Consider the following 24,713-nt stretch of genomic DNA (forward strand, 5'->3'; position numbering starts at 1 on the left):
CGTGCGCGGGTGAGCATAGGGAGCGCTGCCGCGAACTGGCGGGATTTGGTCGGAGTTTGGCGAACTCCTGACCGTTCCGCGCCAGGGTTCACGCTCACGCGGCGACGGCGTACAGCACCTCCCGCAGCCCCGGCACGGCTTCCCGGTCCGCGCGCCAGACCACCCGCAGATGCAGGTGGAGCGCGGGGGAGTCCAGCGGGAGCCGGACCAGCGAGCCGGAGTCCAGCTCGTCCCGTACGGCGAACTCGGGCAGCAGCGCCATGCCCAGACCGCGCTCCGCACACGCGCGGGCCACGGCCACCCCGCCGGTGCGGATCCGCTCGACGTCCGGCCCGAGCAGCCGCTCCCCGGCGAGCCAGAAACTGCACGCGGGGGTGTTGACCAGGAGCCGCTGGCCCCGCAGATCGTCCCGGGTGAGCGCGTTCTCGGTGGCGAGCGGATGTGCTGGTGCCACGACGAGCGCGAGCGGGACGTCCTCCAGATCGACGAAGTCCAGCGGGACCGGCGGCAGGTTGAAGCCGAGCTCGCCCAGCGGGCCCGAGGTGTCCAGGATCAGCACCGCCTCCAGCTCCCCGGTGGCGACGGAGTTGAGCAGTCCGTCGCGCGCGCTGTCGGTGTGCAGCGAGATGTCCAGCTCGGGGCGGCGTTCGGCGAGCCGGGCCAGGACGGCGGGCACATGCGTGGCTGCGATGGTCTCCAGCGCGCCGAGCCGCAGCCGGGGACGCGCGTCGACGACCTCGCGCCGGGCCTGCTCGGCCTGGTCGAGCAGGCGCCGCGACCAGAGCAGCAGGCGGTTCCCGGCCGCCGTGAGCGTCATTCCGCGCGGCGCCCGGTCGAAGAGGGGGACGCCGAGGGACTTCTCCAGGGTGCGTATCTGCTCCGAGACGGACGAGGGTGCGAGGCCGAGCGCCACGGCGGCGTCCGTGACGGTGTGATGGGCCACGACCGCCTCGAAGGTACGCAACTGCCTCAGTTCCACGGGTCCCCCAGGGTCGGTCCGGCTCTGCGGGAGCCAAGCGTACGGTGCGTTCGGATATTCCGAACGGGGTGTGCGGCGGGGGCGGTGGAGCGGTCCCCGCCCTGGCCGGACAGTGAGTGGCACAACACCGCACGCCCTTCGGAGATGCCAGATGTCCGCTACCGCCGTGTCCCTCAACTCGCCTACTACACAAGCCAGCTCAAGACGTCCACGCGCCCTCCTCGGCATCGCGCTGGGCTATTTCATGGTCCTGCTCGACACCACCGTCCTCTCCGTGGCCGAACCGGATCTCGCCCGTTCCCTGGGCAGTTCGACAGCCGGTCTGCAATGGGTGGTCACCGGTTACAGCGTGGCCTTCGGGGCCGTACTGCTCTCGGCCGGGGCGGCCGCCGACCGGTTCGGGGCGCATCGCGTCTTCCGGTTCGGCATCGCCGCCTTCGGGGCGGGCTCGCTGCTGAGCGCGCTGGCCCCGAACCTGGGGACGCTGATCCTGCTGCGTGCCGTACTCGGCGTCGCCGCCGCGGCCTGTGTGCCCGCGAGCATGGCGCTGATCACCCGGCTCTACCCGGTCCCCGCCGAGCGGGCCAAGGCGATCGCGGTGTGGTCGGCGGTGAGCGGCTGCGCCATGGCGTTCGGGCCGCTCGTCGGCGGCGTGCTGGTCGATCTGTCGGGCTGGCGGGCCGTGTTCTGGGTCAATGTGCCGCTCGCGGCGGTGGTGTGGGCACTCGTGGCCGGAAAGTCGGTGCACTGCCCGCGCGGTGAGCGACGCATCGACTGGTGGGCCCAGCTGGCCGCGTGCGCTGCGCTGGCGCTGTTCACCGACGCGCTGATCGCGCTCGGCTCCGGCGCCTGGGCCCATACGGGCGGGTCGGCGGCCGGGGCGCTGGTGGCCGGGGCCGCGTTCGTGCTGCGCGAGCGGCGCAGCACCGCTCCCGTGCTCCAGCCGACGGTGGTGCGGGCACGCGGGATGCGGACGGTGCTGCTGGCGGGTGCGGCGGTGAACTTCGCGATGCTGGGTGCGTTCTTCGTCCTGCCCCTGCTGCTGCGGCAGACGCTGCATCTGTCGCCAACACTGCTCGGCGCGGCGTTCCTGCCGATGACGCTGCCGCCCGGCTTCAACCCGCTGCTGACCGGGCGGCTCGTCGCGAAGGTCGGGCCGTGGCGACCGGCGCTGGGCGGTCTCGCCCTGCTGGTCGTCGGCAATCTGCTCTTCGGCGCCTCGGCCCTGGACGGGATGTCGTATCCGGTCCTCGCGGTGGGGCTGGTGTGCGCCGGATTCGGTGTCTCGTTCGCGCTGCCCGCGCTGATCACCGCCGTCGTCGCCACCGCGCCCGAAGGCAGCGCGGGCGCGGCGGGCGGACTGCTGAACGCGGCCCGGCAGGTCGGGGCGACGCTCGGCATCGCCGTGCTCGGCGCGTTCGTCGGCGTGGACACGGGCGGCCGGGGCCACACCGCCGCCTTCGCCATGCTCGTCCCCGCCGGAGTGTGCGCGCTGGCGGCGGCGCTGGTCCTCCGGGTGAACAGCCGCAGTCGGAGGTGAGCAACCGCGCCGCTGGACCCGGGCGAACCACCTCACACGGTGGGCAACCGCGCCGTGAGGTAGCTCACCGAACCGTCCCGCATTCCCCCTGTCCACAACCTCACAGTCGGCCCAACACGGCTGTGAGAATACCGCAGTTGACCGGTTGCCCTTGAGGTCAGCGCGCTGTCCGGCGTTATCTTCAAGCCCCCGTCGGCCCCGGCGAACCGGTGCGCGGCGGGCGAACGCCCAGCGAACCGTCGCGGAGTCCCCGGGGCGGGAGACAGGAGTGTGTTGGCATGAGGAGTGGCGATACGAGGACGCTGTGCATCGTCGGAGCCGGGCCCCGCGGGCTCTCGGTTCTTGAGCGACTGTGCGCCAACGAGCGGGCCGAGCCGTCGCACTCCGCCGTGACCGTCCACGTCGTCGAGCCGTGCGAGCCGGGCGCGGGCGCCGTGTGGCGCACCGACCAGTCCCGGCTGCTGCTGATGAACACGGTGGCGTCCCAGATCACGGTCCACACGGACGCCAGTTCCCAGATCGACGGCCCCGTGGAGCCCGGCCCGAGCCTGGAGCAGTGGGCCCGGGGCCTGGTCGCGGCGGGCGCCCGCGCCGGGCAGGACGAGCAGACGCTCGCCGAGGCGCGCGACCTCGGGCCCAACACCTACCCGAGCCGTGCCTTCTACGGCAGCTATTTGTCCGCGATGTTCCAGCAGGTCGTACGGCGTGCCCCCGCCCATGTCACCGTCGAGGTGCACCGCTCGCGCGCCGTCGCCCTGGCCGACAGCCACGGCCAGGCCGACGGCGAGCAGGCGGTGTGCCTGGCGGACGGCACCTGGCTCAGCGGACTCGACGCGGTGGTGCTGGCCCAGGGGCATGTGCAGGTGCGGCCGACCGCCCGCGAGCAGACGACCGCCAGCCTCGCCCGCGTCCACGGCCTGGCGTATCTCCAGCCCGCGAACCCGGCGGACCTCGACCTGAGCACGGTCCAGGCGGGCGAGCCCGTCCTGCTGCGCGGACTCGGCCTCAACTTCTTCGACCACATGACGCTCCTGACCCAGGGACGCGGCGGCTCCTACGAGCGCATCGACGGCCGCCTCGTCTACCAACCCTCGGGCCAGGAACCGCAGTTGTACGCGACCTCCCGCCGGGGCATTCCGTACCACGCACGGGGCGAGAACGAGAAGGGCGCCTCCGAGCGGTACTACCCCCGGCTGCTCACCGTCGAGCACGTCGCCGGACTGCGCCGACGCGCCGAATCCGGTGAACGGATCGTGTTCGGGACCGAGTTGTGGCCGCTGATCACCCGCGAGGTGGAGAGCGTCTACTACGGCGCCTGGCTCGCCGCCCACGGCAGAGCCGAGGAGCGCGAGAGCTTCGTGGACCGCTTCCTGGCGTGCGCCTTCAAGGAAGAGCGGAACGCGTTGCTGGACGCCGTGGACATACCCCGCTCGGCACGGTGGAGCTGGGAACGGCTCTCCCGCCCGTACGACGGACACGACTTCCCCGACCGGGACGCCTTCCGCGCCTGGCTGCTCGACTATCTCCGCGACGACGTGCGCGAGGCGAAGCACGGCAACCTCACCGGACCGCTCAAGGCCGCCCTCGACGTGCTGCGCGATCTGCGCAACGAGATACGGCTCGCCGTCGACCACAACGGCCTCGAAGGCGACTCGCACCGCGATGAACTCGACACCTGGTACACCCCGTTGAACGCCTTCCTCTCCATCGGCCCGCCCACCTCCCGTATCGAGGAGATGATCGCGCTGATCGAGGCCGGTGTGCTCGAACTGACCGGCCCCGGGACCGAGATACGTATCGACACCACCACGCCGTCCTTCGTCGCGTATTCGCGCGCCGTGCCGGGACCTTCGGTGCGCGCCCGCGTACTGATCGAGGCACGGCTTCCGGAGCCGGACCTGCGGCGGGCCGCCGACCCGCTGCTCCAGCACCTGGTCGCCACCGGGCAGGCCGTCAACCACCGTGTCCCCAACCGGGACAAGGACGACTACGAGACCGGCGGTCTGGCCGTCGCCGAGCGCCCGTACCGTATCCGCGACGCAGGCGGCCGCGCGCACCCCCGGCGGTTCGCGTACGGCGTGCCCACGGAGGCGGTGCACTGGGTGACCGCCGCCGGAATCCGGCCCGGGGTCGACTCGGTGACCCTGGCGGACTCGGACGCGATCGCCCGCGCGGTGCTCGCCCTCGCGCCCTGCCGCGAGACGACCGTCGCCGATGCGGACGCGCTGCAAGGAGCTCTCGTATGACGAGTGGTCAGAATGGTCTGATCGACTCGGGGTTGCTCTCGCCGGTCCGGGCGGGCACTCCCGTGGAGGAGGTCGTCAGCGACGCGGCCTGGCTGCAGGCGATGCTCGATGCGGAGGCCGCCCTCGCCAGGACCCAGGCGCGGCTCGGCACCCTGCCTCAGAAAGTGGCAGAGGTGATCAGCGCCGAGGCCCGCGCCGAGCAGCTGGATCTGCGTGAACTCGCTCTGGCGGCAAGGGAGACGGCCAACCCGGTGGTGGGTCTGGTGCAGGCGTTCAGCCGCCGCGTCGCGGCCGTGGACCCGGACGCCGCCAACTATGTGCACCGCGGCTCCACCAGCCAGGACATCTTCGACACCGGCGCGATGCTCGTCGCCCAGCGCGCCCTGCGGCTGATGCGCGCCGACCTCGGCAGATCCGCCGAGGCGCTGGCCGCCCTCGCGGCGGCGCACCGCGACACCACGATGGCCGGCCGCACCATCGCCCTCCAGGCGGTGCCCACCACGTTCGGCCTGAAGGCGGCCGGCTGGCGCCGACTGCTGCTCGACGCCGACCAGCGCCTCGCGCGCGTCCTGGACGGTGGACTGCCCGTCTCCCTCGGCGGGGCGGCCGGGACGCTCGCCGGATATCTGGAGTACGCGCGGCTCGACGGCGAGGGTCCGCTGGACGCGGCCGACTACGTGGCACGGCTCACCGACACCTTCGCCGAGGAGACCGGTCTGGCCTCCGCCGAGCTTCCCTGGCACACCCTGCGCACCCCGCTCGCCGATCTCGCGGCCGCCCTCGCCTTCACGGCAGGCGCCCTCGGGAAGATCGCGGTGGACGTCCAGTCGCTGACGCGCACCGAGGTGGGGGAGGTGGCGGAGCCCGCCGTCACCGGGCGCGGCAGTTCCTCGGCCATGCCCCACAAGCGCAACCCGGTCCTGGCCACCCTGCTGCGCAGCGCCGCACTTCAGGTCCCGGTCCTCGCCGCCGGTGTCACCCAGTGCCTGCTCGCCGAGGACGAGCGCTCGGCCGGTGCCTGGCACGCCGAGTGGCAACTGCTGCGCGAGTGCCTGCGGCTGACGGGCGGTGCCACATACACCTTGGTCGAGCTCGCCGAAGGGCTCGAAGTGCGGCCGGAGCGCATGGCCGCGAACCTGGCCCTGACCGGCGGCCAGATCGTCTCCGAGCGGATCGCCGCCGTACTGGCCCCGAGGCTCGGCAAGGCCGAGGCCAAGCAGGCGCTGACGCGGGCCTCGCACACCGCGCAGCAGTCCGGGCGTTCGCTCGGCGAGATCCTGGCCGGGTCCGAGGAACTGCGCGGCCACTTCACCGCCGCCGAACTGGCCGAGCTGTGCGACCCGGCCAACTACACGGGCGCGGCGGGCGTCTTGGTGGACCTGGCCGTGGCGCGACCGCACTGAGCCCTCTCGTACGTATGAGATCCCCCGGCGCCGCACCCGCCGGGGGATCCAGCAGGTCAGTGGTGGAATCAGATCCGGGTTGTCCGAAGGGTGAGCTATGTTTTGACCACGTTGTGAAGGCGCGAGGCACGAGAAGGAGGCCCGCCGGTGTCATCGGGGCAGAAGGCACGAGCGCAGGCGGCCGCGATCACGCCCAGCGGGCAGCCCGCGTCCAACGAGCGCGCCCCGGCCGACCGGGTCCGCGCACTGTTCGGCGGCCATCAGCTCTCCCCGGGCCAGCGCCGTATCGCCCAGTATCTGATCGACCACCTCACCGAGGCCGCGTTCCTGTCGATCACCGAGCTCGCCGAGCGGGTCGGGGTGAGCCAGCCGTCCGTCACCCGCTTCGCCGCGTCCCTCGGCTTCAGCGGCTTCCCCGCCCTGCGCGACGCGCTCCAGCCGATCGCCCTGAGCGCGGTCGCCGGATCCCCGGAGAGCCGTGAGGAGATGCGGCACAACGAGCTCCAGGCGGCGGTGGACGCCGAGATCGAGAACCTGGAGAACGTGCGCCGGCTGCTCGCCGACACCGACCAGATGCTGGAGATCGGCCGTGCGCTGGCCCGCTCGGTGCCGCTGACCGTCCTCGGCCTGCGCATCTCGGTCTCACTCGCGGAGTACTTCGCGTACGCGGCCCGGCGCATCCACCCCGATGTGCGGCTGGTGACCCGCGGCGGCAGCGTCGCCTACGACGCCCTGCTCCAGTCCCGGTCGGCGGGCGGCACCTGGGTGCTGGCGTTCGCGATGCCCCGGCACGCCAAGGAGACGCTGGCCGCGATGCGGACGGCCCGCAGCGCGGGGCTGCGCATCGCGCTGATCACGGACACCACGTTGGGTCCGCTCGTGGACGAGGCGGACGTGGCGCTGACGGCGGGCACGGGCTCGCGGCTGATCTTCGACTCGTACGCGGCGCCGGGCGTCCTCGCGGCGGGCCTGCTGCAAGCGATGGCGGACGCGGACCCCGAGCGCACCCAGGCCCGCCTGGAGGGCTATGAGCAGGCCGCCGACCAGCACGGATTCTTTCTCTAGCCGCCTGCGGATTCATCCCTCCAGGCCCGCATAGGTCCCATTTTCCCCAGCCGTTTCCTTCGGATCTTCACACTTCCAAGGCGCATGAATTTTTTCATACCCTTGTTTACTCGACGGTATATATGTTTACTGAGGCCGTGGTGCTCACGGATCCCTCATACGCCAAGGAGAGCGACCCCACGCACTCCTGGAACGCACACCCCGCCTGACGACCCCCTCCTCACGTCAGTCGCGGAGTCCGCTCCGGGCTTGCGGATCCGGCAGGGCCCGCCATGGCGGCCTCGGTTTACCCCTAGGCCGAGGCCGCCCACCCCTCTCGATCAACGTTCGACATCATTCGGAAGCGACGAGAATGTCCTACACGGCCCGTATCACCACCCTCAGCCCGGAACTCAGTCCGGACTGGCCCTGTCAGGTCAAGGCACCCGGGACCCGTGACTGGGAACGCACGGCCACCCGCTGGCTGCGGGACCTCCTCCCGGCCCGCTACGCCGGATACTCCCCGCTGACCCGCCACCACGTACTGCTCGCCCGGCACGCCCAGCTCCAGCTCACGCACGAGATGCGCGCGGTGCGGGTGGCGCTGCAGACCAGCCGCGCCGAGCTCCCGCCGATGGGTGTCGCCGAGGCCGTCATCGAGAACACGATCCGGATGTACGCGACGGAGCTGGAGCAGCTTGGCCGGCTGGCCCGGGGCGTCCGCCTCGTCACCGACGCGCTCGTCGGCGACAGCGCCACCCACCGCAGGTTCTGACCCGCGAGCGCCCGGCTCAGGTCAGCGCCGCCCCCAGTGCCACGAAGCCGCAGATCAGCACGAACAGCACGGCCAGCAGCGGCCAGACGAAGCGCAGGTACTTGTCGTAGCCGACCTTGGCGAGGGCGACACCGCCGATGGTCACGGCCGTCGTCGGCACCCACAGGTTCATCCACCCGCTGGCCGCCTGCCACGCCGTGACGACCACCGCGCGCGAGACGTTCGCGAAGTCGGCGAGCGGGGCGAGGATCGGCATCGCGAGGGTGGCGTGGCCGGAGGTGGACGGGATGAGGAAGGCGAGCGGCAGGTTCACCAGGAACACGATGACCGCGAAGACACCGGACGAAGTGCCTTTCACGACACCCTCGATGGAGTGCAGCACGGTGTCCGTGATCTTCGAGTTGTTCATGATCACCGTGACGCCCCGGGCCAGCATGATGACGAGCGCGGGGGAGATGAAGTCTCCCGCGCCCTGAATGATCGTGGAGCTGAGCTTCTGCTCGCCGAGGCGCGCCACCACGCCCACGAGCACGGCCGCGCACAGGAACAGCGCAGCCAACTGCGGGAAGGACCAGCCGAGTTCGAAGGAGTACGGCTTCGCGTCGGCCTTGCCGGTGAGTGCGCTCGACCACGGCACCACCGAGAAGATCATGAAGGCGAAGACCAGGCCGAGCAGAGCGAGGACGGCCTTGTGCGTGCCGGTGAGTTCGGGCGCCTCTTCCGCGTCCTCGGCCGTCGCGGTCTGCTCCCGGTCACCGGGCAGGAACCCGCTGACGGAACGCTCGGGATCCTTCTGTACGCGCCGCGCGTAGCGCACCACGTACGCGATGGTGACGGCGGTCAGCACCAGCCACATCACGAACCGCAGCACGATGCCGTCGCCCAGCGAGATGTCGGCCGCCGAGGAGGCGACGCCCGTCGCGAACGGGTTGACGGTGGAACACAGCACCCCGACCCCCGCCCCCAGGATCGCCGTCCCGACCGCCACCATCCGGTCGTAGCCGAGCGCGAGCATCATCGGCACCAGCAGCCCGTAGAACCCGAGCGTCTCCTCGGCGAAGCCCTCGACGGTGCCGAGGACCGAGAAGGCGAGCATCACCCCCGCGATGAGCAGCGCACCGCGCTCGCGCAGCCGATGGGCGAGCCGTGAGATGCCCCGGTCCAGGGCGCCGGTGGCGAAGACGACCGTGATGAACGCGCCGATGGCGAGGACGAAGAGGAACACCCCGGCGCTGCCGTAGAGCGCGCCGCTCAGATCGGGGCCGACCTGACCGCTGGTGGAGTCCTTCACGCCGTAAAGACCGTTGACCGGCGCAAGGAAGAGGTCATTGAGGCGGTCGACGAAGCTCTGGGCGGACGCGACGCGGTGGTAGGTGCCCTGGACGGGCGCCCCCTTGTCGTTGCGGTCGTACTGCCCGGACGGGATGAGGAAGGCGAGCGCCCACACCGCGATCGTGACGATCGCGAGGACCGTGAGGGCGCTGGGAAAGGCGAACCCGGCCTTGTGCTGCGGCTCCTGCTCCGGCTCCTCGGGCTCGGCGACCGGCCGCGCGTCGCCCGCGTCGCTCACGCTCGGCCGCCCTCGGCGCGGAAGTCGGCCGCGTACTCGCGGACGAAGGCGGCCAGGGCGATCACCGTGTTGCGCAGCTCGGAGAAGAGGACCCGTTCATTGGGCGCGTGCAGGTTGCACATGCTGTCCTGGGCGCCGAACAACAGCACCTCGGCCTCGGGCGCGGCCTTGGCCAGCCCGTTGACCAGCGGAATCGAACCGCCGGTCGCCACATACGAAGCCTCCTCGCCCCAAGCCTCCTTGAGCGCGGTGAGCGCGGCGCGATAGGCGGGTCCGCCGGTTTCCGCCTCGAAGCCGGGCCCGGTGTCGCCGGGCGTCACCGTCAGCGTGATGCCGAAGGGCCGCAGCGCCCGTAGATGCTCGACCAGCCGGAGCTGCGCCTCCTTCGGGTTCTGGAGCGGATGGAAGCGCAGGTTCAGCTTGGCTCTGGCGTACGGGACCACGGCCGAGGCCGCGTGCTCGACGCTCGGGGCGTCCAGACCGATGACAGTGATCGCGGGCCCGCTCCACAGCCGCTCGCCCAGCGATCCCGAGCCGATGAGCGGCACCCCGTCGAGGACGCCCGCGAGCGAACGGAACTCGTCCTCCCGGTACGTCGTCCCCGTCCAGGACTCCCGGAGCAGCCCCTCCACGGCCACATCGCCGTGTACGTCGTGCAGGGTGGCCAGGACCTTCACCAGGGCGAGCAGCGCGTCGGGCGCCGCGCCGCCGAACTCACCGCTGTGGCGCGGCTCTTCGAGCGTACGGACCTCGACGGTCACTTCGGCGGCGCCGCGCAGCCCCGTGGTCAGGGTCGGGGTGCCGGGGCGGAGGTTGCCTAGGTCGGCGATGACCATCGCGTCGCAGGCGAACCGCTCGGGATCGGTCGGCGGGTATTCGTCGAAGGGGCTGCCGTACTCCTCCTGCCCCTCGATGACGATCTTGATGCCGACAGGCGGCCGTCCGCCGTACGCCCGCAGCATGCCGAGGTGGGCGATGACATTGGACTTGTCGTCCGCGATGCCCCGGGCCCGCAGCCCGCCCTCGACAGGCGTCGGCTCGAACGGCGGCGAGAGCCACAGCGCCGCGTCGCCGGGCGGCTGGACGTCGTAGTGGCCGTAGAGCAGGACGGTGGGCGCGGCCGGGTCGGGCGGCGGGATCTCGCCGTAGACGACCGGTGCGGTGCCGGGCAGATCGAGCCGTTCGACCGTGGGCACACCGGCGCCCCGCAGCAGCTCCACGACCAGGTCGTGGGCCTGCTCGACGGGTTCGGGCGGAAAGCCCGGAAAGGCGATCGAGGGTATCGCGGCCAGCCGCTCCAGATCCGCGCGGAGTCCGTCCATCAGAGAGTCGACCCGGGTTTCCAGCTCCATCGCACGCCGCCCTGACTGCCGTTCTGCCGACGCGTCTCATACACATGTCGACATGGTCGAATGTCGTCGGCACCACGATTCTCGATCGGACGCGGCGGCGCACTTCGGGTGGTGCACCCGGGTCACCCGTCCGGTCGCGGACCCCATGGCGCACCGGCGATGTCAGTGGCGGCTGGCACGCTGGCGGGTATGGACGAGCTGATACGGCGCCGGGTGTACGGCGCGGACCACGACGACCCCGACCCCGGGCCCCGGCCGGGCCGTGTCTACCGGGAGCTGGTGGCCGGGCCGCTGGACGGGCTGCTGCTCGACGTCACCGGGTGGAGCGAGGAGTGGTTGCGGGACGGCGCGGCCCTCGCCACCGAGATCGGCTCGCACGGGCCGGGCGGCCATGCCTGGTACGGGCCGCGCCCGGGCGACCCGGAGCACTGGGACTGGTCCGGCGACACACCCTGACCTCCCGGTGGGAAGTCCCGGATCATGTGCCCCCGCGCACGATGAGCCGCGTCAGCAGGACCACCGAGCGCGGGGCCGAGCGGTCCCCGTCGATCCGGGCGAACAGCAGATTGGCGGCCGTGGTGCCGAGCGCGACCGGGTCCTGGCTGACCACGCTCAGCGGCGTGCTGAGGCGATCGGCGAGCGGGAAGTCGTCGAAGCCGACGACGGCGACGGGGTCGCGCTGTCCAAGGCCGTTCATCACCCCCATGGTGATCACGTCGTTGGTGGTGAACAGGGCGGTGGGCGGCCGGGACAGCGCCCGCAGCTCGGCGAGGGCGACGGCCGCGTCCGCCCGCGAGCGCAGCTCGTGCCGGACGAGCGCGGGGTCCTCGGGCACGCCGTGGGCGGCGAGCGCGTCGAGATAGCCCGCGTGGCGCTCGCGCTGGGTCCAGATGCCGAACCGGTCGCCGAGATAGGCGATACGGGTGTGGCCCTGGCCGAGCAGATGCCGTACGGCCCGCTCGGCGCCGGCGCGGTTGTCGACGGTGACGGTGTCCACGGCCAGGCCCTTGGTGGGCCGGTCCACACAGACGACCTGCGTCCCGCCCTCCATCGGCTGCTTGAGGAAGCCGTGGCCGCCGATGGTGGGGACGAGGATGAGGCCGTCCACCTGACGGGCCGTGAACGCGCCGATCACCTCGCGTTCGCGGCGCGGTTCGTCGTTGGTGCTGCCGACGAGGACCAGGTAGCCGCGCCGATGCGCCTCGTCCTCCACCGAGCGGGCCATCAGCGCGTAGAACGGGTTGGCGAGGTCGTCAACCACGAGCCCGATGGTGGACGTCCCGAGGTTCTTGCGCCGTAGATTGCGGGCGTTGTCGTTGCGCTGGTAGCCCAACTGCCGTACGGCCTGCTCCACTCGGGCCGCCGTGTCGGGGGAGACGCCGGGCTCGCCCGACACCGCACGCGAGACGGTCATGGTGCTGACCCCCGCCGCACGGGCCACGTCCTTCATCGTCGGGCGCTTCACGGGCCTCCTCGTCATCGGATCCGGTGTACAGCTTGCTAACGTTCCCGGCGGAGTGCTGTGCGGCACCGATGGAATCTGATGAAGCGTCAAAAATAGTTGAGCACAGATGTTTTGGTCATTTTTGCAGATGAGGGCGGAGCGTGCGAGAGGTCGGCGATCCCGAATCCGGTACGTGCTCTTGACGGGCGGTCAGGGACACCTCAACAATCCCGAGTTGATTGGTAACGTTCACACGCACTCCGAGCATCACCCGTCCCCGAGGTCCCCCGCCGGACGGCGAGAGGTCCTCCGCGAGAAGGTGGTCCCTCTCATGCTCCGTTCCGTGCACCCCGCAAGACCGGTGCTCTCAAGACCGGCCCGCCGGTCCCGATATCTGGGCGCGCTGAGCGCCCTCGCGCTGTCCGCCTCCGCGCTCGTCGGCCTCGCCGCGACGCCCGGTCATGCGGCGGGGACGCTTCCCCTCACCCAGTACGTCGACCCGTACATCGGCACCGACGACAGCAACGCGCCCAACCCCGTGCCCGGAGGCGCCGGAGGCAGCACCTACCCCGGCGCCGTGGTCCCGTTCGGCGGCGTGCAGTTCAGCCCCGACACCCCGACAGCCTCGCCCTCCGGCTACCGCTACAAGGACACCTCCGTCGAGGACTTCAGCCTCACCCACTTCGACGGCGCGGGCTGCGCCAACAACGAGGACCTGCCCCTGCTGCCGGTCACCGGCGCGCTCGGCAGCTCGCCCGGCACGAACTGGACGAGCTACGCGTCCGGGTACACCAAGGCCAACGAGGTGGCCAAGCCCGGCTACTACAAGACCCGCCTGGACCGGTACTCCACCGACGTCGAGCTGTCCGCCACCACCCGTACCGGCATGGGCAAGCTGACCTACCCGGCCTCGACCTCGTCGCGGCTGCTGATCAACACGGGCCGCAGCGCGACGGGCAACCGCGCCGGCACGGTCCACATCAGCGGCAACGAGCTGACCGGCAGCGTGACCGCGGGTGGCTTCTGCGGTTCGCCCAAGACGTATCAGATCTACTTCGACGTGCGCTTCGACCGCACGCCCACCGGCTTCGGCACCTGGTCGGGCGGCACTGTCAACGACGGCTCGGCGAACGCGTCGGGTACCAACACCGGCGCGTACGTCACCTTCGACACGACGAGCAACGCCTCGGTCCAGTTCAAGGTGGGTCTGTCATACGTCAGTGTCGCGGGAGCGCAGGCCAACGTGACGGCGGAGAACAACGGCTGGGACTTCGGCGCGGTCCGCACCGCCGCCGACTACTCCTGGAACCAGATGCTCAACAAACTCCAGGTCTCCGGCGGCAGCGACACCGACCGGCAGAAGTTCTACACCGCGCTCTACCACGTCCTCCAAAGCCCCAACGTCTCCAGCGATGTGAACGGCGATTACCGGGGCTTCGACAACGCTGTCCATAACTCGTCCCACCCCGTCTACCAGAACTACTCCGGCTGGGACATCTACCGCTCCTGGGCCGCGCTGGTCGCGTTGATCGCGCCCACCGAGGCGAGCGACATCGCCAAGTCGATGGTCCTGGACGGGCAGCAGGGCGGTCTGCTGCCGAAGTGGTCGCAGCAGACCAACGAGGATCTCGTCATGACGGGCGACCCGGGACCGATCATCGTCGGCAGCCTGTACGCGTTCGGCGCCCGCGACTTCGACACCTCGGCCGCGCTGTCCCTGATGGAGAAGTCATCCAACGGCGGCACCGCACAGGGCAGCGCGATCCGTGGCCGCCAGTCGATGTACACCAGCCTCCACTACCTCGAAGACCCGTCCGACTCCCTCGAATACTCCGCCTCCGACTTCGCGGTGGCCCAGTTCGCCAAGGCGCTCGGAAACACCTCCGGCTACAGCACCCATATGGGCCGGGCGCAGTGGTGGCGCAACACCTTCAGCCCCGAGTCGTCGTACGTCCAGCAGCACAAGAGCGACGGCTCCTGGACCTGGCCGCTCGACCCGGCGAGCCAGTCGACCTTCACCGAGGGCAACGCCTCCCAGTACACCTGGATGGTTCCGTACGACTTCGCCGATCTGATCAACTCGATGGGCGGCCGCCAGACCGCCGTCCAGCGCCTGGACCACCACTTCACCGAGGTCAACGCCGGTCAGAGCAGGCCCTATTACTACATAGGGAATGAGCCCGAGCACGGTGTGCCATGGGCCTACAACTACGCGCGCCATCCCGCCGGTGCCTCGGACGCGGTACGCAAGGTGATGGCCGACTCCTTCACCACCGGCGCGGGCGGGCTGCCGGGCAACGACGACCTCGGCGCCACCTCGGCCTGGTACGTATGGGCGGCGCTGGGGATGTATCCCGCGACGCCCGGCGCGGACACGCTCGCCCTGCACGGGCCGCAGTTCCCGTCCGTCCTGATCCAGCGCGCGGCCGGGAACATCAGCATCAACACCTCCGGGTCCGGCCCGTATGTGCAGGCGCTCGACGTCAACGGCACAGCGACCACGCACAACTACCTGCGCTACCCGGATGTCGCCGGGGGCGCGACCCTCACGTACACCATGGGCGCCGCACCCGGCGCGGCCTGGGGCACCGGGGCGAACGACGTGCCGCCCTCGTTCCAGGACGGCGGTACACCGGTGCCCGCCGCGCCCGAACTCGGTCCCAACCTCGCCCAGGGCAGGACGGCGACCGGAACCGCCACCTGCGCGACGGCCGAGAGCGCTGACAAGGCGGTGGACGGGTCGTTGATGAACAACAGCAAGTGGTGCTCGGCCGCGGCCACCCCCACGCTCCAGGTCGACCTCGGCTCCGCCCGTACGGTGTCGTCGTTCGTCGTCAAACACGCCGGGCTCGGCGGTGAGAACACCGGTTGGAACACGGGTGCCTTCCAGATCCAGACCAGCACCGACGGCTCCTCCTGGACCACGGCGGCCACCGTCACCGGATCGCGCTCCAGCCGGACGTACCACCCGGTCTCGGCCCGGACGGCCCGTTACGTACGGTTGGTGATCTCCAGCCCGGCCAACACGTCCAGCAGCGCGGCGCGTATCTACGAGCTGGAGGTGTACGGCGGAGGCAGCAGCAACTTAGCCCTGGGGCAACCGGCCACCGGCTCCACTCCGTGCAACTCCTCGGAGACCCCCGACAAGGCGGTCAACGGCAGTGTGAGCGGCGGCAACAGCGACAAGTGGTGCTCGTTGGCCGCCGGGACCAAGACCCTCCAGGTGGACCTGGGCGCTTCGCATCAACTGAGCTCGCTCACCGTCCGCCACGCGGGCGCGGGCGGTGAGAGCGCGGCTTTTGACACCAAGGACTTCGACCTGGGTGTCTCCGCCGACGGCAGCACCTGGACGACGGTGGCGCAGGTGCGCGGCAACACCGCCGACTCCACCACCAACCCGGTCGCTGTCTCGGCCCGCTATGTACGGCTCTCGGTGATCACGCCCACCCAGACCACCGACCAGGCCGCCCGGATATACGAGTTGGAGGCCTACGGCACCTGACCACCGCGACCCGTATGCCATGATCATGGCATACACGAGCGTGCCCCGGCGGGTGTGGCCCGCCGGGGCACGCGTGCGTCTGGTCTCGGATCAGACGAGGTCCATCGCGGCCACCTCGTCCGGGCTGCCGTAGCTGACCGGGCCCTGGAAGCGCCGGCGGGCGGTGGCGAACCACCAGAGGGTGGCGATGACCAGCACCGCACCCAGCGCGATCGGCGCGTAGTTGAAGTTGTCGGTGGTGATCGGAGACGTCTGCGGGAGCATGAACAGCACACTGCTCAGGACGATCCAGATCACCGCGATCGCCGCCACCGGCTTGCCGTAGCGCCCCAGGTTCCACGGGCCGGGCTCGAAGTCGTCCAGGCGCAGCCGCAGGAAGATGGGCACACCGTAGGCGAGGTAGAGCCCGACCACGTTGACGCTCACGATCGCGGTGAACGCGGTGTGCGACCACCAGCCGGGAATGATCAGCACCAGCGAGCAGGCCGCTGCCAGCCACACCGCCTTGACCGGGGTACGGGTGCGCAGGGACACCGAGTGCCACCAGCGCGATCCCGGCATCGCGCCGTCCCGGGAGAAGGCGAAGATCTGCCGGGTGTTGCTGGTCATGTTGGCGAGGCCGCAGAAGAGCATGGCGCCGATCACGATCAGCAGAAGCAGCTTGGCGGTGCCCATGCCGAGCGCGTCCACGAGGATCTGCACCGGCGGCGCCGACGCGCTCGCCTCGCCCGCGTAGTCGCGGATCGCGTAGACGAGGGCGAGCATCAGGACCAGTCCGGCGAGCGCGGAGTAGACGATCGCGCGCATGATGCCCTTGGGGGTGTTGACGGTGGCCTTCACCGTCTCCTCGGACATGTGGAAGCTGCCGTCGAAGCCGGTGAACGTCCAGCTGGTGACCAGCAGGCCCAGCATCGCCGCGTACAGACCGTTGTTGAAACCGGTGTTGTTGACGAAGTGGTTGGCGAAGGACGCCGACTGGTGGTGGCTGGGCTTCAGGGTCAGGGCGGTCACGATGACCACCATGCCGATGAGCAGCCACCACACCGAGATCCGGTTCACGACGGCGACCAGTTGCACGGTGTACGTGTTGGCGAGGGCCTGCACCAGGAGGATCACCGCCGAGATGCCGACCGTCTGCTGGGCCGTGGGCTCGTACGACGTCCACTGCATCGCGATGAACGCCTGGATGAAGGTCGCGGCCGCGTAGTTGGTGGCGGCCGTGCCGCCCACCTGGCCGACGAAGTTCAGCCACCCCGTGTACCAGGACCAGGCGCCGCGATGGCGTTTGGCGAGCTTGCCCGCGGAGAAGTAGAGGGCGCCGCTGGTCGGGTAGGCGGAGGCGATTTCGCCCATCGCGGCGCCGACGAACAGCACCATCACCGAGACGCCTATCCAGCCGAAGACGAGAATCCGCGGCCCGCCGGCGGCCATTCCGAATCCGAATGCGGAGAAGATTCCGGAGATGATGTTGATGATGGTGAACGAGATGGCGAAATTGTCGAAGGCGTGGAAGCGGCGGGTGAGTTTCCGGGGATAGCCCATCGCATGCAGGGTCGCGTCGTCGTCCAGGGCGACGGACTCGTCATGGTCACGGATTTGCGGGCGAGTGCGGGATATGCGCTCGGACACAGCGGCAACCTTTCCGGTGGGGGGTGGGGACGGGGGTGCGGGGGTCTCGCGCGGGTGGCCGTTCGGTCGGGGGGTGTTAAGAACGCGGAGGTCAGGCCGGTCCGGGTACCGGGAGTCCGCACGACCGCCTGGCCTTGGTCAGCCGTTCCTCGGGATCGCCGAACACGCTCCAGGGCATGCGCGAGGCATAGGGACCCATGGCCGTGAGGACTTCCCGTGCCTCGAATTCGCGCTTCGCCATGAAGAGCGCGTGTGCCAGATATGCCAGGTCCAGTACGGGGGTGAAGCGATATGCGGCGGTGCGCGGAAACCAGTGGTGGTAAATGCCGAGCGCCGTGGTCGTCCACTGGGACTGTTCCCAGGTGCTGTCCGCGAGGAGCGCGGCCGGGTCGTACTCCTCGACCAGTGCGACCAGGGGAAGAAGCCGCAGCGCGGAGGTGGCCGGGGCGCGGTGGCTGAGAAAGGAGGCGACGTCCCAGCGGGCGCTCGCCGAACCGCCGTTGCGGGTGAAGAAACAGGCCAGGAACCGGTGGTGTGCCTCACGGTTCCAGGGGTCGAGCCGCAGGATGTGCGAGAAGAGCAGCCAGGGGCCCGGCGGCGCGGTCAACAGCCCCTTGGGTGCGGGGTCGTACGAGCGCTGGAGGCGCGCCAGCGCCAGCTGGGCGACCCAAGGAGTGGGGTCCTTGGGTAACAGGCGCGCCGCGCGCGTGCACGCCGACAGCGCGATACGCACCAGGGTGTCCGCCCGGCCGTCATCGGCGTCGGCCATGCGCAGCGCGCGCACCATCGCCACACGCGCCGCCAACAGCGCGGCCTCCGGGCCCGGTTCCTCGGCCATCCAGCGTTCGGCGAGGTCGGAGTCGGCCGCCTCGGACGCGAGCACCAGCGACCGGTGGGCCCGCACCTCGAAGTCGGTGCGCGCCTCCTTGAGGACGTTGTGCGCGCCGAGGTAGCGCCCCGCCCTGACGTCGATGCAGGCCTGCGCCAGCGCGCGATCGTCGGCCGCCGGGTGCCATACGTACTGTCCCTCGAACGAACCAGCAGCCACGATTCCCTCCCCATCCGCCGACGCCACCACGCGGGTATGAATTCCGGCCACACCGAAATAGGCCGGAGTCGGCTCCCGAACTCGGGATCACCGACAGCGAGGTTCACCTTACTCATCCCTAACTCGCATCGAAACTCATCGCCCGGAATATCTGCTTCCAGGTGCTTTATGGTGCGGGTAAAGAGATGGCCGCGCGCCCGGGTCGTGGCGGGTCGGCGGCAACGGCGGCCACAGGGTATGTATTTGGCATATTCTTCGCGCCGGTCGCCGCTCGTCTGTTTTCCCTCAGGGGTGGCTGAAAACAGATGTCGGAGGGGTCGGTGGGGGAGCGGGCGAGTCGGCGCTGTGGCGCCGTGGGGTGAGGTGTGCGTCGGCGCTCCTGGTTGACCGGTGCGAAGCGTGGCGGCTCCGTCGCAGTGGGGAGTGCGCGCTGGTGAGGGTAGGCTTTGTCAGCCAACTCTGAAGCGGGTGCCAACCCGCGGAAGTGGCTCTGCCGCCGTATCGGCAGGGGAACCGGGTGCACTTTTCGGCCGATGACGAGCAGAAGTGGAACCGGAGCCTGCCGCTCTCCCTCAGACTTGGGTTTGCGGGGGACCTGCGTATTTTCCACTGGAGGGGCGATGGCGGACGGCGGCTTGGCATCCTTTGCCGAAGCGGGCGAGGACCGGAGTGTTCGCGAGGTCCGGGATCTGATGGTGACCTCTCAGTGGGGGGAGTTCGTCGAGTGGGGCGACGCGGCCCCCGCCTTCGCCGGGGGTGTCGACGCCGTCGCGGCCGACCGGCGTTCTCCCGACGAGTTCTGGTTCTTCAAGGGCGACCAGGTGATGAAGGCCGACATCGTCACCCGCCAAGTGGTCGAGCCCGCGCGGAGCATCGCCGAGAAGTGGCCGCTGGTGACCGCGGACTACGCGGGCGACATCTGTGCCGCGTTCATGCCGCCGGGCGCCATCGCCCCCATCCTCGCGCTCGTGAAACCCAGTGGGGACGCGGGTTTCCTGGACCTGGACGGTGCGCTCGAATTCCAGATCGCGACGGTCTGGGACCAGATCGGGGCGGCGGCGCCCGCAGGGTTCACCGGTATCGACGCGGCCATGCCGGACCCCGCCGACGACGGTCACCTCTACCTCTTCTCGGGGAAGCAGTCGCTGCGGTGCAACCTGATGGCGGGCACTGTGGAGGCGCCCACGGCGACGGCCGACCGCTGGACCGGAGTACGGGCCACAGGTCCGGGTGAGCGGGTCGACGCCGCACTGTCGCGCCCGGACGACACCGTCGTCCACCTGCTCCACGGCGACACATACATCAGCCTCGACCTCGCCACCCAGACCTGCCGCGCAACCTCCTAGGGCTGCCTCAGCTCGTGTACAACTGACGTGCGGGGACGATCTGTTGGTCCTGGCCCGGGCTGGACCAGAGCAGTTTCATGTGTGCCTCGCCGGTCTGCTCCGCGTAGTCGATCCTGATCGTGTGCCGGGTGCCCGCCGTGAGGGTCAGCTGCCCCTTGTCGACGCGTGGCTCGTGCGGCGACCAGGAGTCGATCACCAGCTTCCCGTCGATCCACACCCGCGTCATGTCGTCGGAGACGGTCGTGAAGGTGTACGTCTCTGAGCGGCGCGGTTCGATCGTGCCGCTCCACCGGATGCTGAACCGGTCCGCCGGGATGCTCTGGTCCGGTGAACCGGTGAACTTCCACGAGTGGTTGACCGTGGGGTCGACGCGGGTGATCTTCGGGGTGCCGCTGAGGTCGGCGTTGTCGAAGATCTCCTCCTTGAGCCCCTTGCCGCTCCCGACGGGGGCGGTGGGGCCGGGGTCCACGGTCAGCTCGATCACCGTGGCCGTGCTGTTGGTGGCGGCGCCGGACGGCCGCAGGTCGTACCCGTCCCCGGCCTTGACGACCTGCACCTTCTGAGTGCTGCCCAGCACCCGGGCCGCCTTCACGCCGAAGGCCGTACGCGCGCGCAGATGCAGGGCCGCGCCGGCCGACGGCCACTGGGTCGCCGCCGCGTACAGCTTGTCGCCCTTACGGCTGACCGAACCCCAGGCCGGTTCCTCGACCAGCCCGCCGTATCCCGCCCCGTACACGGCCTCGCCCTGACCGGCGGTGCGCAGCCAGTCGCCCATCTGCTTCAGGCGGTCGACGGCGGGCTGCGGCAGCCGGCCGTGCGCGTCCGGACCGACATTGAGCAGGTAGTTGCCGCTGCGGGACGCGGTGGCGAGGAGGTTGCGGGTCAAGGCCGTACTGGACTTCCAGTTCTGGTCGTAACGGGCGTACCCCCAGTGGTCGTTGAGGGTCATGCACGACTCCCACAGCTGCCCGTCGACCGGGCTCGCCGGGATCTCCTGCTCGGGCGTGCCGTAGTCGCCGTCGACTACGCGGCGCTTGCCGACGCGGTTGTTGATGACCAGACCCGGCTTCAGACCGTGCAGATACGCCTCAAGGCGCTCCCCGTCGTTCGCCGTCCAGGGGTTGGTGGGGTTGTCGGTGCTCCACTCGCCGTCGAACCACAGCAGGTCGGGGTCATAGCCGCCGACGAGCTCCTTGAGCTGGGCGTACATGCGCTCTTCGTACTGGGGGAAGGTCGCCGGGTTCGCGAAGTCCGGGTCGTGCCAGTCCCAGATCGAGTAGTAGAAGCCGAGTTTGATGCCCGCGGCGGTGGCGGCCGTCTTGAGCTCGGCGAGGATGTCGCGGTTCTTGTCGAAGGCCGAATGGTCGCGGAGATTCCAGGAGTTGACCTTCGTGGGCCACATCGCATAGCCCTCGTGGTGCTTCGCCGTGATGACGATGTAGCGCATCCCGGCGTCCTTGGCCGCCCGCACGACGGCCTTCGCGTCGAAGTCGGCGGGGTTGAAGGTCGCGGCCTGTTTCTCGTACGCGTCCATCGGGATGTTGCACTCCCGCTTGATCCACTCCGCGTTGCGGCAGACCGTGCCGTCGGGGCGGCGGTACTCGCCCTCCCAGTTCGCGTACGAGCCGAAGTGGATGAACATGCCGAAGCGGTCCTGGCGGAACCAGTTGGTGCGGGAGGCCGTGAAGGGGTCGTCGGCGGCGTAGTCGGTGCCCGGGCCCGAGGCTTGAGTTTTCGCGGTCGGAGCGGCATCCGGCGGGGCCGCGTGGCTTGCTGCGGCGCTGGGGACCACCCCGGCTCCCAGGGTGGCGGCGAGTAATACGGCGAGCCCGGTGACTGTGCGACCGGTGCGCGTGAGCAGGGTGTGCATGAGGCGGCTCCCTGGTCTGGTGTTGGGGGTTCGCCGGGGAACGTAGAGATGAATACATCGGATGTCAATGCGGGAAGCGTGGGTTCGGTGGTGCTGATTTGGTCCGAACCTCGGTGAGTGATCCGATGACTGAATGAAGAGTGCCAGGTAGCCAACCCGGCCGCTGCCGGGTTTGATTGACTTGCCGTATGAGTGATCTCTTCGTCAAGATCTGCGGTCTGCGGACCGAGCGGGATGTGGACACGGCCGTGGACGCGGGGGCCGACGCGGTCGGGTTCGTCTTCGCGGCCAGTCCGCGCACGGTCGACGCCGACACCGCCCGGCGGCTGGCGCTGCGGGTGCCCGCGCATGTCCTCACGGTCGGTGTCTTCCGGGGCCAGTCGATCGACGAGGTGCGGCGGCTCACCGAGGAGAGCGGCATCGGGGCCGTACAACTGCACGGGGACGAGGGGCCGGAGTACTACGAGGCGCTGCGGGCCACGGGCCGGACGCTCATCCGGGCCACCGCCGCCACCGAGCACGCGCCGCGCCTCGGTGAGCTGGGCGAGGACATGCTGCTGCTCGACGCCCCCGACCCGGGCTCGGGCAAGCCGTGGAACTGGGCCTCGCCGCAGTTCACCGCCCCCGCCGGCCGCTGGCTCTTGGCGGGCGGGCTGCACCCGGGCAACGTCCGCCGGGCGGCCGAGGTCACCGGTGCGTGGGGAGTGGACGTCTCCAGCGGGGTGGAGGGCGAACGCGGCGTCAAATCCCCGGAGTTGATCCGGTCCTTCCTGGCGGCGGCCCGGTCGTAACGGCCGCAGGTCTTGGGACAGCTGTTCCGGGCCCCCGTCCAAGCGTCGCGTCCTTGGTGCGCCCGCCCGCGGCCGCAGTGGCTCGCTCAACCGGAGCATCCCGTCGGTACCGTGGGCGTATGACGACACCCGACGCGATAAGTCCCGTAAGCCGCACGGCACTTGCCGTGGCCGCAGTGCGGGCGTGGGAGAGCGCACGGTCCGACAAGCTCTTCGACGACCCGTACGCGGCCGCCTTCCGCGCCGCCGCCGACCTGCCTCCCGCCCGCTCCGCCACGCCCAGCCCGCTCGCCGTCGGCTTCGCTCATCACGCCGTGATCCGTACGCGCTTCTACGACGACGCGTTGCTCGCGGCGTGCGATGCGGGCATCCGTCAGGTGGTGCTCCTCGCGGCGGGCCTGGACTCCCGGGCCTTCCGCCTGCCGTGGCCGGCGGACACCAGCGTCTACGAGCTGGATCTGCCGCCCATCCTCGACTTCAAGGAGGGCGTGCTGGACGGTCGGACGGCGGTGGCCCGCTGCGCGCGCACGGTGCTGCCCGTCGACCTCCTCGACCATGCGTGGCCCGAGGCGCTGCGGGAGGCGGGATTCGACCCAACTGCCCCCACTGCATGGCTCGTTGAGGGACTTCTGGTGTACCTCACGGCCGACGAGGCGGCCGCTGTCCTCACCGCCGTCGGCGAGCTGAGCGCGCCGGGCAGCCGGGTCGCCACGGAACGGGGGAGCGGCAATACCGTCCGCCCCGACGGTCCGGAGCTCGCCCGGATCACGTCACTGTGGAAGGGCGGACTGGGCGGCGGCATGGTGGACTGGCTGTGCGAGCGCGGCTGGCGCGTCGAGGAGTACGAGCTGCGCGAACTCTCGGAGCTGTACGGCCGCCCCGTCGAGCACCCGCTCCCCACCGGGTTCCTGACCGCCCAACGCGCCGGATAGCGGCGACGGTTCGCGCGTCTCAAGAGGCCGCGCGTCACGCTTCCAGGCGGGCGAATCCGGAGGTGCGCCAGGACTGCCCGTCCGGCGTGATCGCGTACGCCTCGTACCCCTCCAGCGATTCCAACCACCCCCGCGCGTCCTCTCCTCGGGCGAAGGCGGCCGTGGCGTACGCGTCCGTCATGGTCAGCCGGGGGCCGGTGACCGTGACGGAGGCGAAGCCCGTCGCGGGTGTGTTGCGGTGCGGGTCGATGATGTGGTGCCCGCGTTCGGCGGTGCCGGAGGTGGCGACGGCCAGGTCGGTGCCGGTGACGACGGTGACCAGTTCGCCCGGGCGCAGCGGGTCGGTGATGCCGATCCGCCAGGGGTTGCCGGGGGAGGACTCACCGCGCAGTTGGAGGTCGCCGCCGCCGTTGACGCACGTGTTGCGGGCACCTGCGTCGTACAGGAGGCGGGAGGCGTTGTCGATCGCCCAGCCCTTGACGAGGCCGGAGGGGTCGAGGCGGCCGCCGGTGACGACGCTGAACCAGCCGTCGGTGGCCTCGGTGACCGTCGCGCACAGCGACAGCACCTCGTGGACCTCGGGCGGGCAGTCTCCGAGGGCCATCTCGCCGCGGTCGAGCCTGCTGATGGCGCTGTCGGGGCGGTAGGTGGAGAAGACGGCGTCGACGGTGTGCAGCCCGCGCACCGCTTCCGCGAGAGCGCGGTGGATCGCCGGGGTGGGCCGGTCGCGGATGTCGAACGAGAACACCGTGCCCATCACATGCTCGACATGGCGCACTCCGCGCGGCGCGTCAGACATGGGCCTGGTCCAGCGCGCTCTGCAGGGACTGGATGTAGCCCTCGCTGGTGTAGCTCGCGCCGGAGACCGCGTCGATGTGCGCGCTCTGCGCGCCGAGCGCCTCCTGCGTCAGACGCGGGAGCGAGTACGCGGCGAGCTGCTGGTCGCGGCCGTTGCGGTCGGGTGCCTGGAGTATCCGTACGTCGGTGATCTTCCCGTGCGCGAGGACGGCGGCCACCTGCACGGTTCCGTACGGTGTGTCGATGGCATCGCCGGTGTACGTCCCGGTCGCCGCCGGTGCGCCGGGCGACGCGCTCGCCGGTGCGCGCGGGGCGGAGGTGGGGGAGGGGCGCGGTCCCACCCCGGCCACCGCCTGCGTATGGTGCGGTTTGAGCGCGAGCAGGGTGACGATCAGGGCGCTGATCCCGGTGGAGGCGAGCACGGCTCGGCGCATGGCGGTTCTC

Annotated in this window: 19 protein-coding genes; 10 read left to right on the forward strand and 9 right to left on the reverse strand. The window is 70.4% G+C overall.

Annotated elements, in window-relative coordinates:
* Positions 1–94: 94 nt before the first annotated feature.
* Complete coding sequence (locus BG418_RS01875; RefSeq protein ID WP_188271850.1) at positions 95–979, reverse strand: LysR family transcriptional regulator; 885 nt, start codon at positions 977–979, stop codon at positions 95–97.
* A gap of 151 nt (positions 980–1,130) precedes the next feature.
* Between BG418_RS01875 and BG418_RS01880 the strand changes: the two genes are divergently transcribed.
* The 5 genes from BG418_RS01880 to BG418_RS01900 all read left to right on the forward strand — a co-directional run bounded on the left by BG418_RS01880 (position 1,131) and on the right by BG418_RS01900 (position 7,987).
* Entirely contained in the window at positions 1,131–2,519 is a 1,389-nt protein-coding gene (locus BG418_RS01880) for an MFS transporter (protein WP_188271851.1), read from the forward strand.
* 278 nt (positions 2,520–2,797) lie between these two features.
* Positions 2,798–4,765: an FAD/NAD(P)-binding domain-containing protein gene (locus tag BG418_RS01885; protein ID WP_188271852.1), complete on the forward strand. Its 1,968-nt coding sequence runs from the start codon at positions 2,798–2,800 to the stop codon at positions 4,763–4,765.
* Positions 4,762–6,168: a 3-carboxy-cis,cis-muconate cycloisomerase gene (pcaB, locus tag BG418_RS01890; RefSeq protein WP_188271853.1), complete on the forward strand. Its 1,407-nt coding sequence runs from the start codon at positions 4,762–4,764 to the stop codon at positions 6,166–6,168. The genes BG418_RS01885 and pcaB overlap by 4 nt, the downstream gene beginning before the upstream one ends.
* Positions 6,169–6,315: 147 nt before the next feature.
* Positions 6,316–7,233 (forward strand): MurR/RpiR family transcriptional regulator, encoded by a 918-nt coding sequence (locus BG418_RS01895; RefSeq protein WP_188271854.1) that lies wholly within the window; start codon positions 6,316–6,318, stop codon positions 7,231–7,233.
* 352 nt (positions 7,234–7,585) lie between these two features.
* Positions 7,586–7,987, forward strand: coding sequence for a hypothetical protein (locus BG418_RS01900; protein WP_188271855.1), 402 nt, complete (start codon positions 7,586–7,588; stop codon positions 7,985–7,987).
* A 16-nt stretch (positions 7,988–8,003) separates the two neighbouring features.
* On the opposite strand, the gene BG418_RS01905 is transcribed toward BG418_RS01900, so the two are convergent.
* A complete protein-coding gene (locus tag BG418_RS01905; protein WP_188271856.1) occupies positions 8,004–9,557 on the reverse strand; it encodes a YfcC family protein in 1,554 nt (517 codons plus the stop codon).
* Positions 9,554–10,909 carry a M20/M25/M40 family metallo-hydrolase gene (locus BG418_RS01910; RefSeq protein WP_188271857.1) on the reverse strand — a complete coding sequence of 452 codons (1,356 nt, stop codon included), beginning with the start codon at positions 10,907–10,909 and terminating at the stop codon, positions 9,554–9,556. The genes BG418_RS01905 and BG418_RS01910 overlap by 4 nt, the downstream gene beginning before the upstream one ends.
* 189 nt (positions 10,910–11,098) lie before the next feature.
* Here BG418_RS01910 and BG418_RS01915 point away from each other — a divergent pair, with 189 nt between their 5' ends.
* Entirely contained in the window at positions 11,099–11,365 is a 267-nt protein-coding gene (locus BG418_RS01915; RefSeq protein WP_188271858.1) for a hypothetical protein, read from the forward strand.
* Between the two features lie 22 nt (positions 11,366–11,387).
* On the opposite strand, the gene BG418_RS01920 is transcribed toward BG418_RS01915, so the two are convergent.
* Entirely contained in the window at positions 11,388–12,389 is a 1,002-nt protein-coding gene (locus tag BG418_RS01920; protein ID WP_223184208.1) for a LacI family DNA-binding transcriptional regulator, read from the reverse strand.
* A gap of 295 nt (positions 12,390–12,684) precedes the next feature.
* Between BG418_RS01920 and BG418_RS01925 the strand changes: the two genes are divergently transcribed.
* Positions 12,685–15,855 carry a GH92 family glycosyl hydrolase gene (locus BG418_RS01925; RefSeq protein ID WP_188271859.1) on the forward strand — a complete coding sequence of 1,057 codons (3,171 nt, stop codon included), beginning with the start codon at positions 12,685–12,687 and terminating at the stop codon, positions 15,853–15,855.
* A gap of 90 nt (positions 15,856–15,945) precedes the next feature.
* On the opposite strand, the gene BG418_RS01930 is transcribed toward BG418_RS01925, so the two are convergent.
* Positions 15,946–17,397, reverse strand: coding sequence for an amino acid permease (locus tag BG418_RS01930; protein ID WP_188272296.1), 1,452 nt, complete (start codon positions 17,395–17,397; stop codon positions 15,946–15,948).
* A gap of 178 nt (positions 17,398–17,575) precedes the next feature.
* On the reverse strand, positions 17,576–18,532 hold the full coding sequence (locus BG418_RS01935; RefSeq protein WP_188271860.1) for a hypothetical protein: 957 nt from the start codon (positions 18,530–18,532) through the stop codon (positions 17,576–17,578).
* 692 nt (positions 18,533–19,224) lie between these two features.
* Between BG418_RS01935 and BG418_RS01940 the strand changes: the two genes are divergently transcribed.
* Complete coding sequence (locus BG418_RS01940; protein ID WP_188271861.1) at positions 19,225–19,878, forward strand: hemopexin repeat-containing protein; 654 nt, start codon at positions 19,225–19,227, stop codon at positions 19,876–19,878.
* A gap of 7 nt (positions 19,879–19,885) precedes the next feature.
* Here the strand turns inward: BG418_RS01940 and BG418_RS01945 are convergent, their stop codons facing one another.
* A complete protein-coding gene (locus BG418_RS01945) occupies positions 19,886–21,748 on the reverse strand; it encodes an alpha-L-fucosidase (RefSeq protein ID WP_188271862.1) in 1,863 nt (620 codons plus the stop codon).
* 188 nt (positions 21,749–21,936) lie between these two features.
* Here BG418_RS01945 and BG418_RS01950 point away from each other — a divergent pair, with 188 nt between their 5' ends.
* Positions 21,937–22,539: a phosphoribosylanthranilate isomerase gene (locus tag BG418_RS01950; RefSeq protein ID WP_188271863.1), complete on the forward strand. Its 603-nt coding sequence runs from the start codon at positions 21,937–21,939 to the stop codon at positions 22,537–22,539.
* Between the two features lie 119 nt (positions 22,540–22,658).
* The gene (locus BG418_RS01955; protein ID WP_188271864.1) at positions 22,659–23,471 is read left to right on the forward strand and encodes an SAM-dependent methyltransferase; all 813 of its coding nucleotides are present in this window, start codon (positions 22,659–22,661) and stop codon (positions 23,469–23,471) included.
* A gap of 34 nt (positions 23,472–23,505) precedes the next feature.
* On the opposite strand, the gene BG418_RS01960 is transcribed toward BG418_RS01955, so the two are convergent.
* A complete protein-coding gene (locus tag BG418_RS01960) occupies positions 23,506–24,270 on the reverse strand; it encodes an FAD:protein FMN transferase (protein WP_188271865.1) in 765 nt (254 codons plus the stop codon).
* The gene (locus BG418_RS01965; RefSeq protein ID WP_188271866.1) at positions 24,263–24,703 is read right to left on the reverse strand and encodes an FMN-binding protein; all 441 of its coding nucleotides are present in this window, start codon (positions 24,701–24,703) and stop codon (positions 24,263–24,265) included. The genes BG418_RS01960 and BG418_RS01965 overlap by 8 nt, the downstream gene beginning before the upstream one ends.
* Positions 24,704–24,713: the final 10 nt, after the last annotated feature.

It is taken from the genome of Streptomyces sp. CBMA152 (assembly GCF_014596475.1).
Taxonomy (GTDB): Bacteria; Actinomycetota; Actinomycetes; order Streptomycetales; family Streptomycetaceae; genus Streptomyces.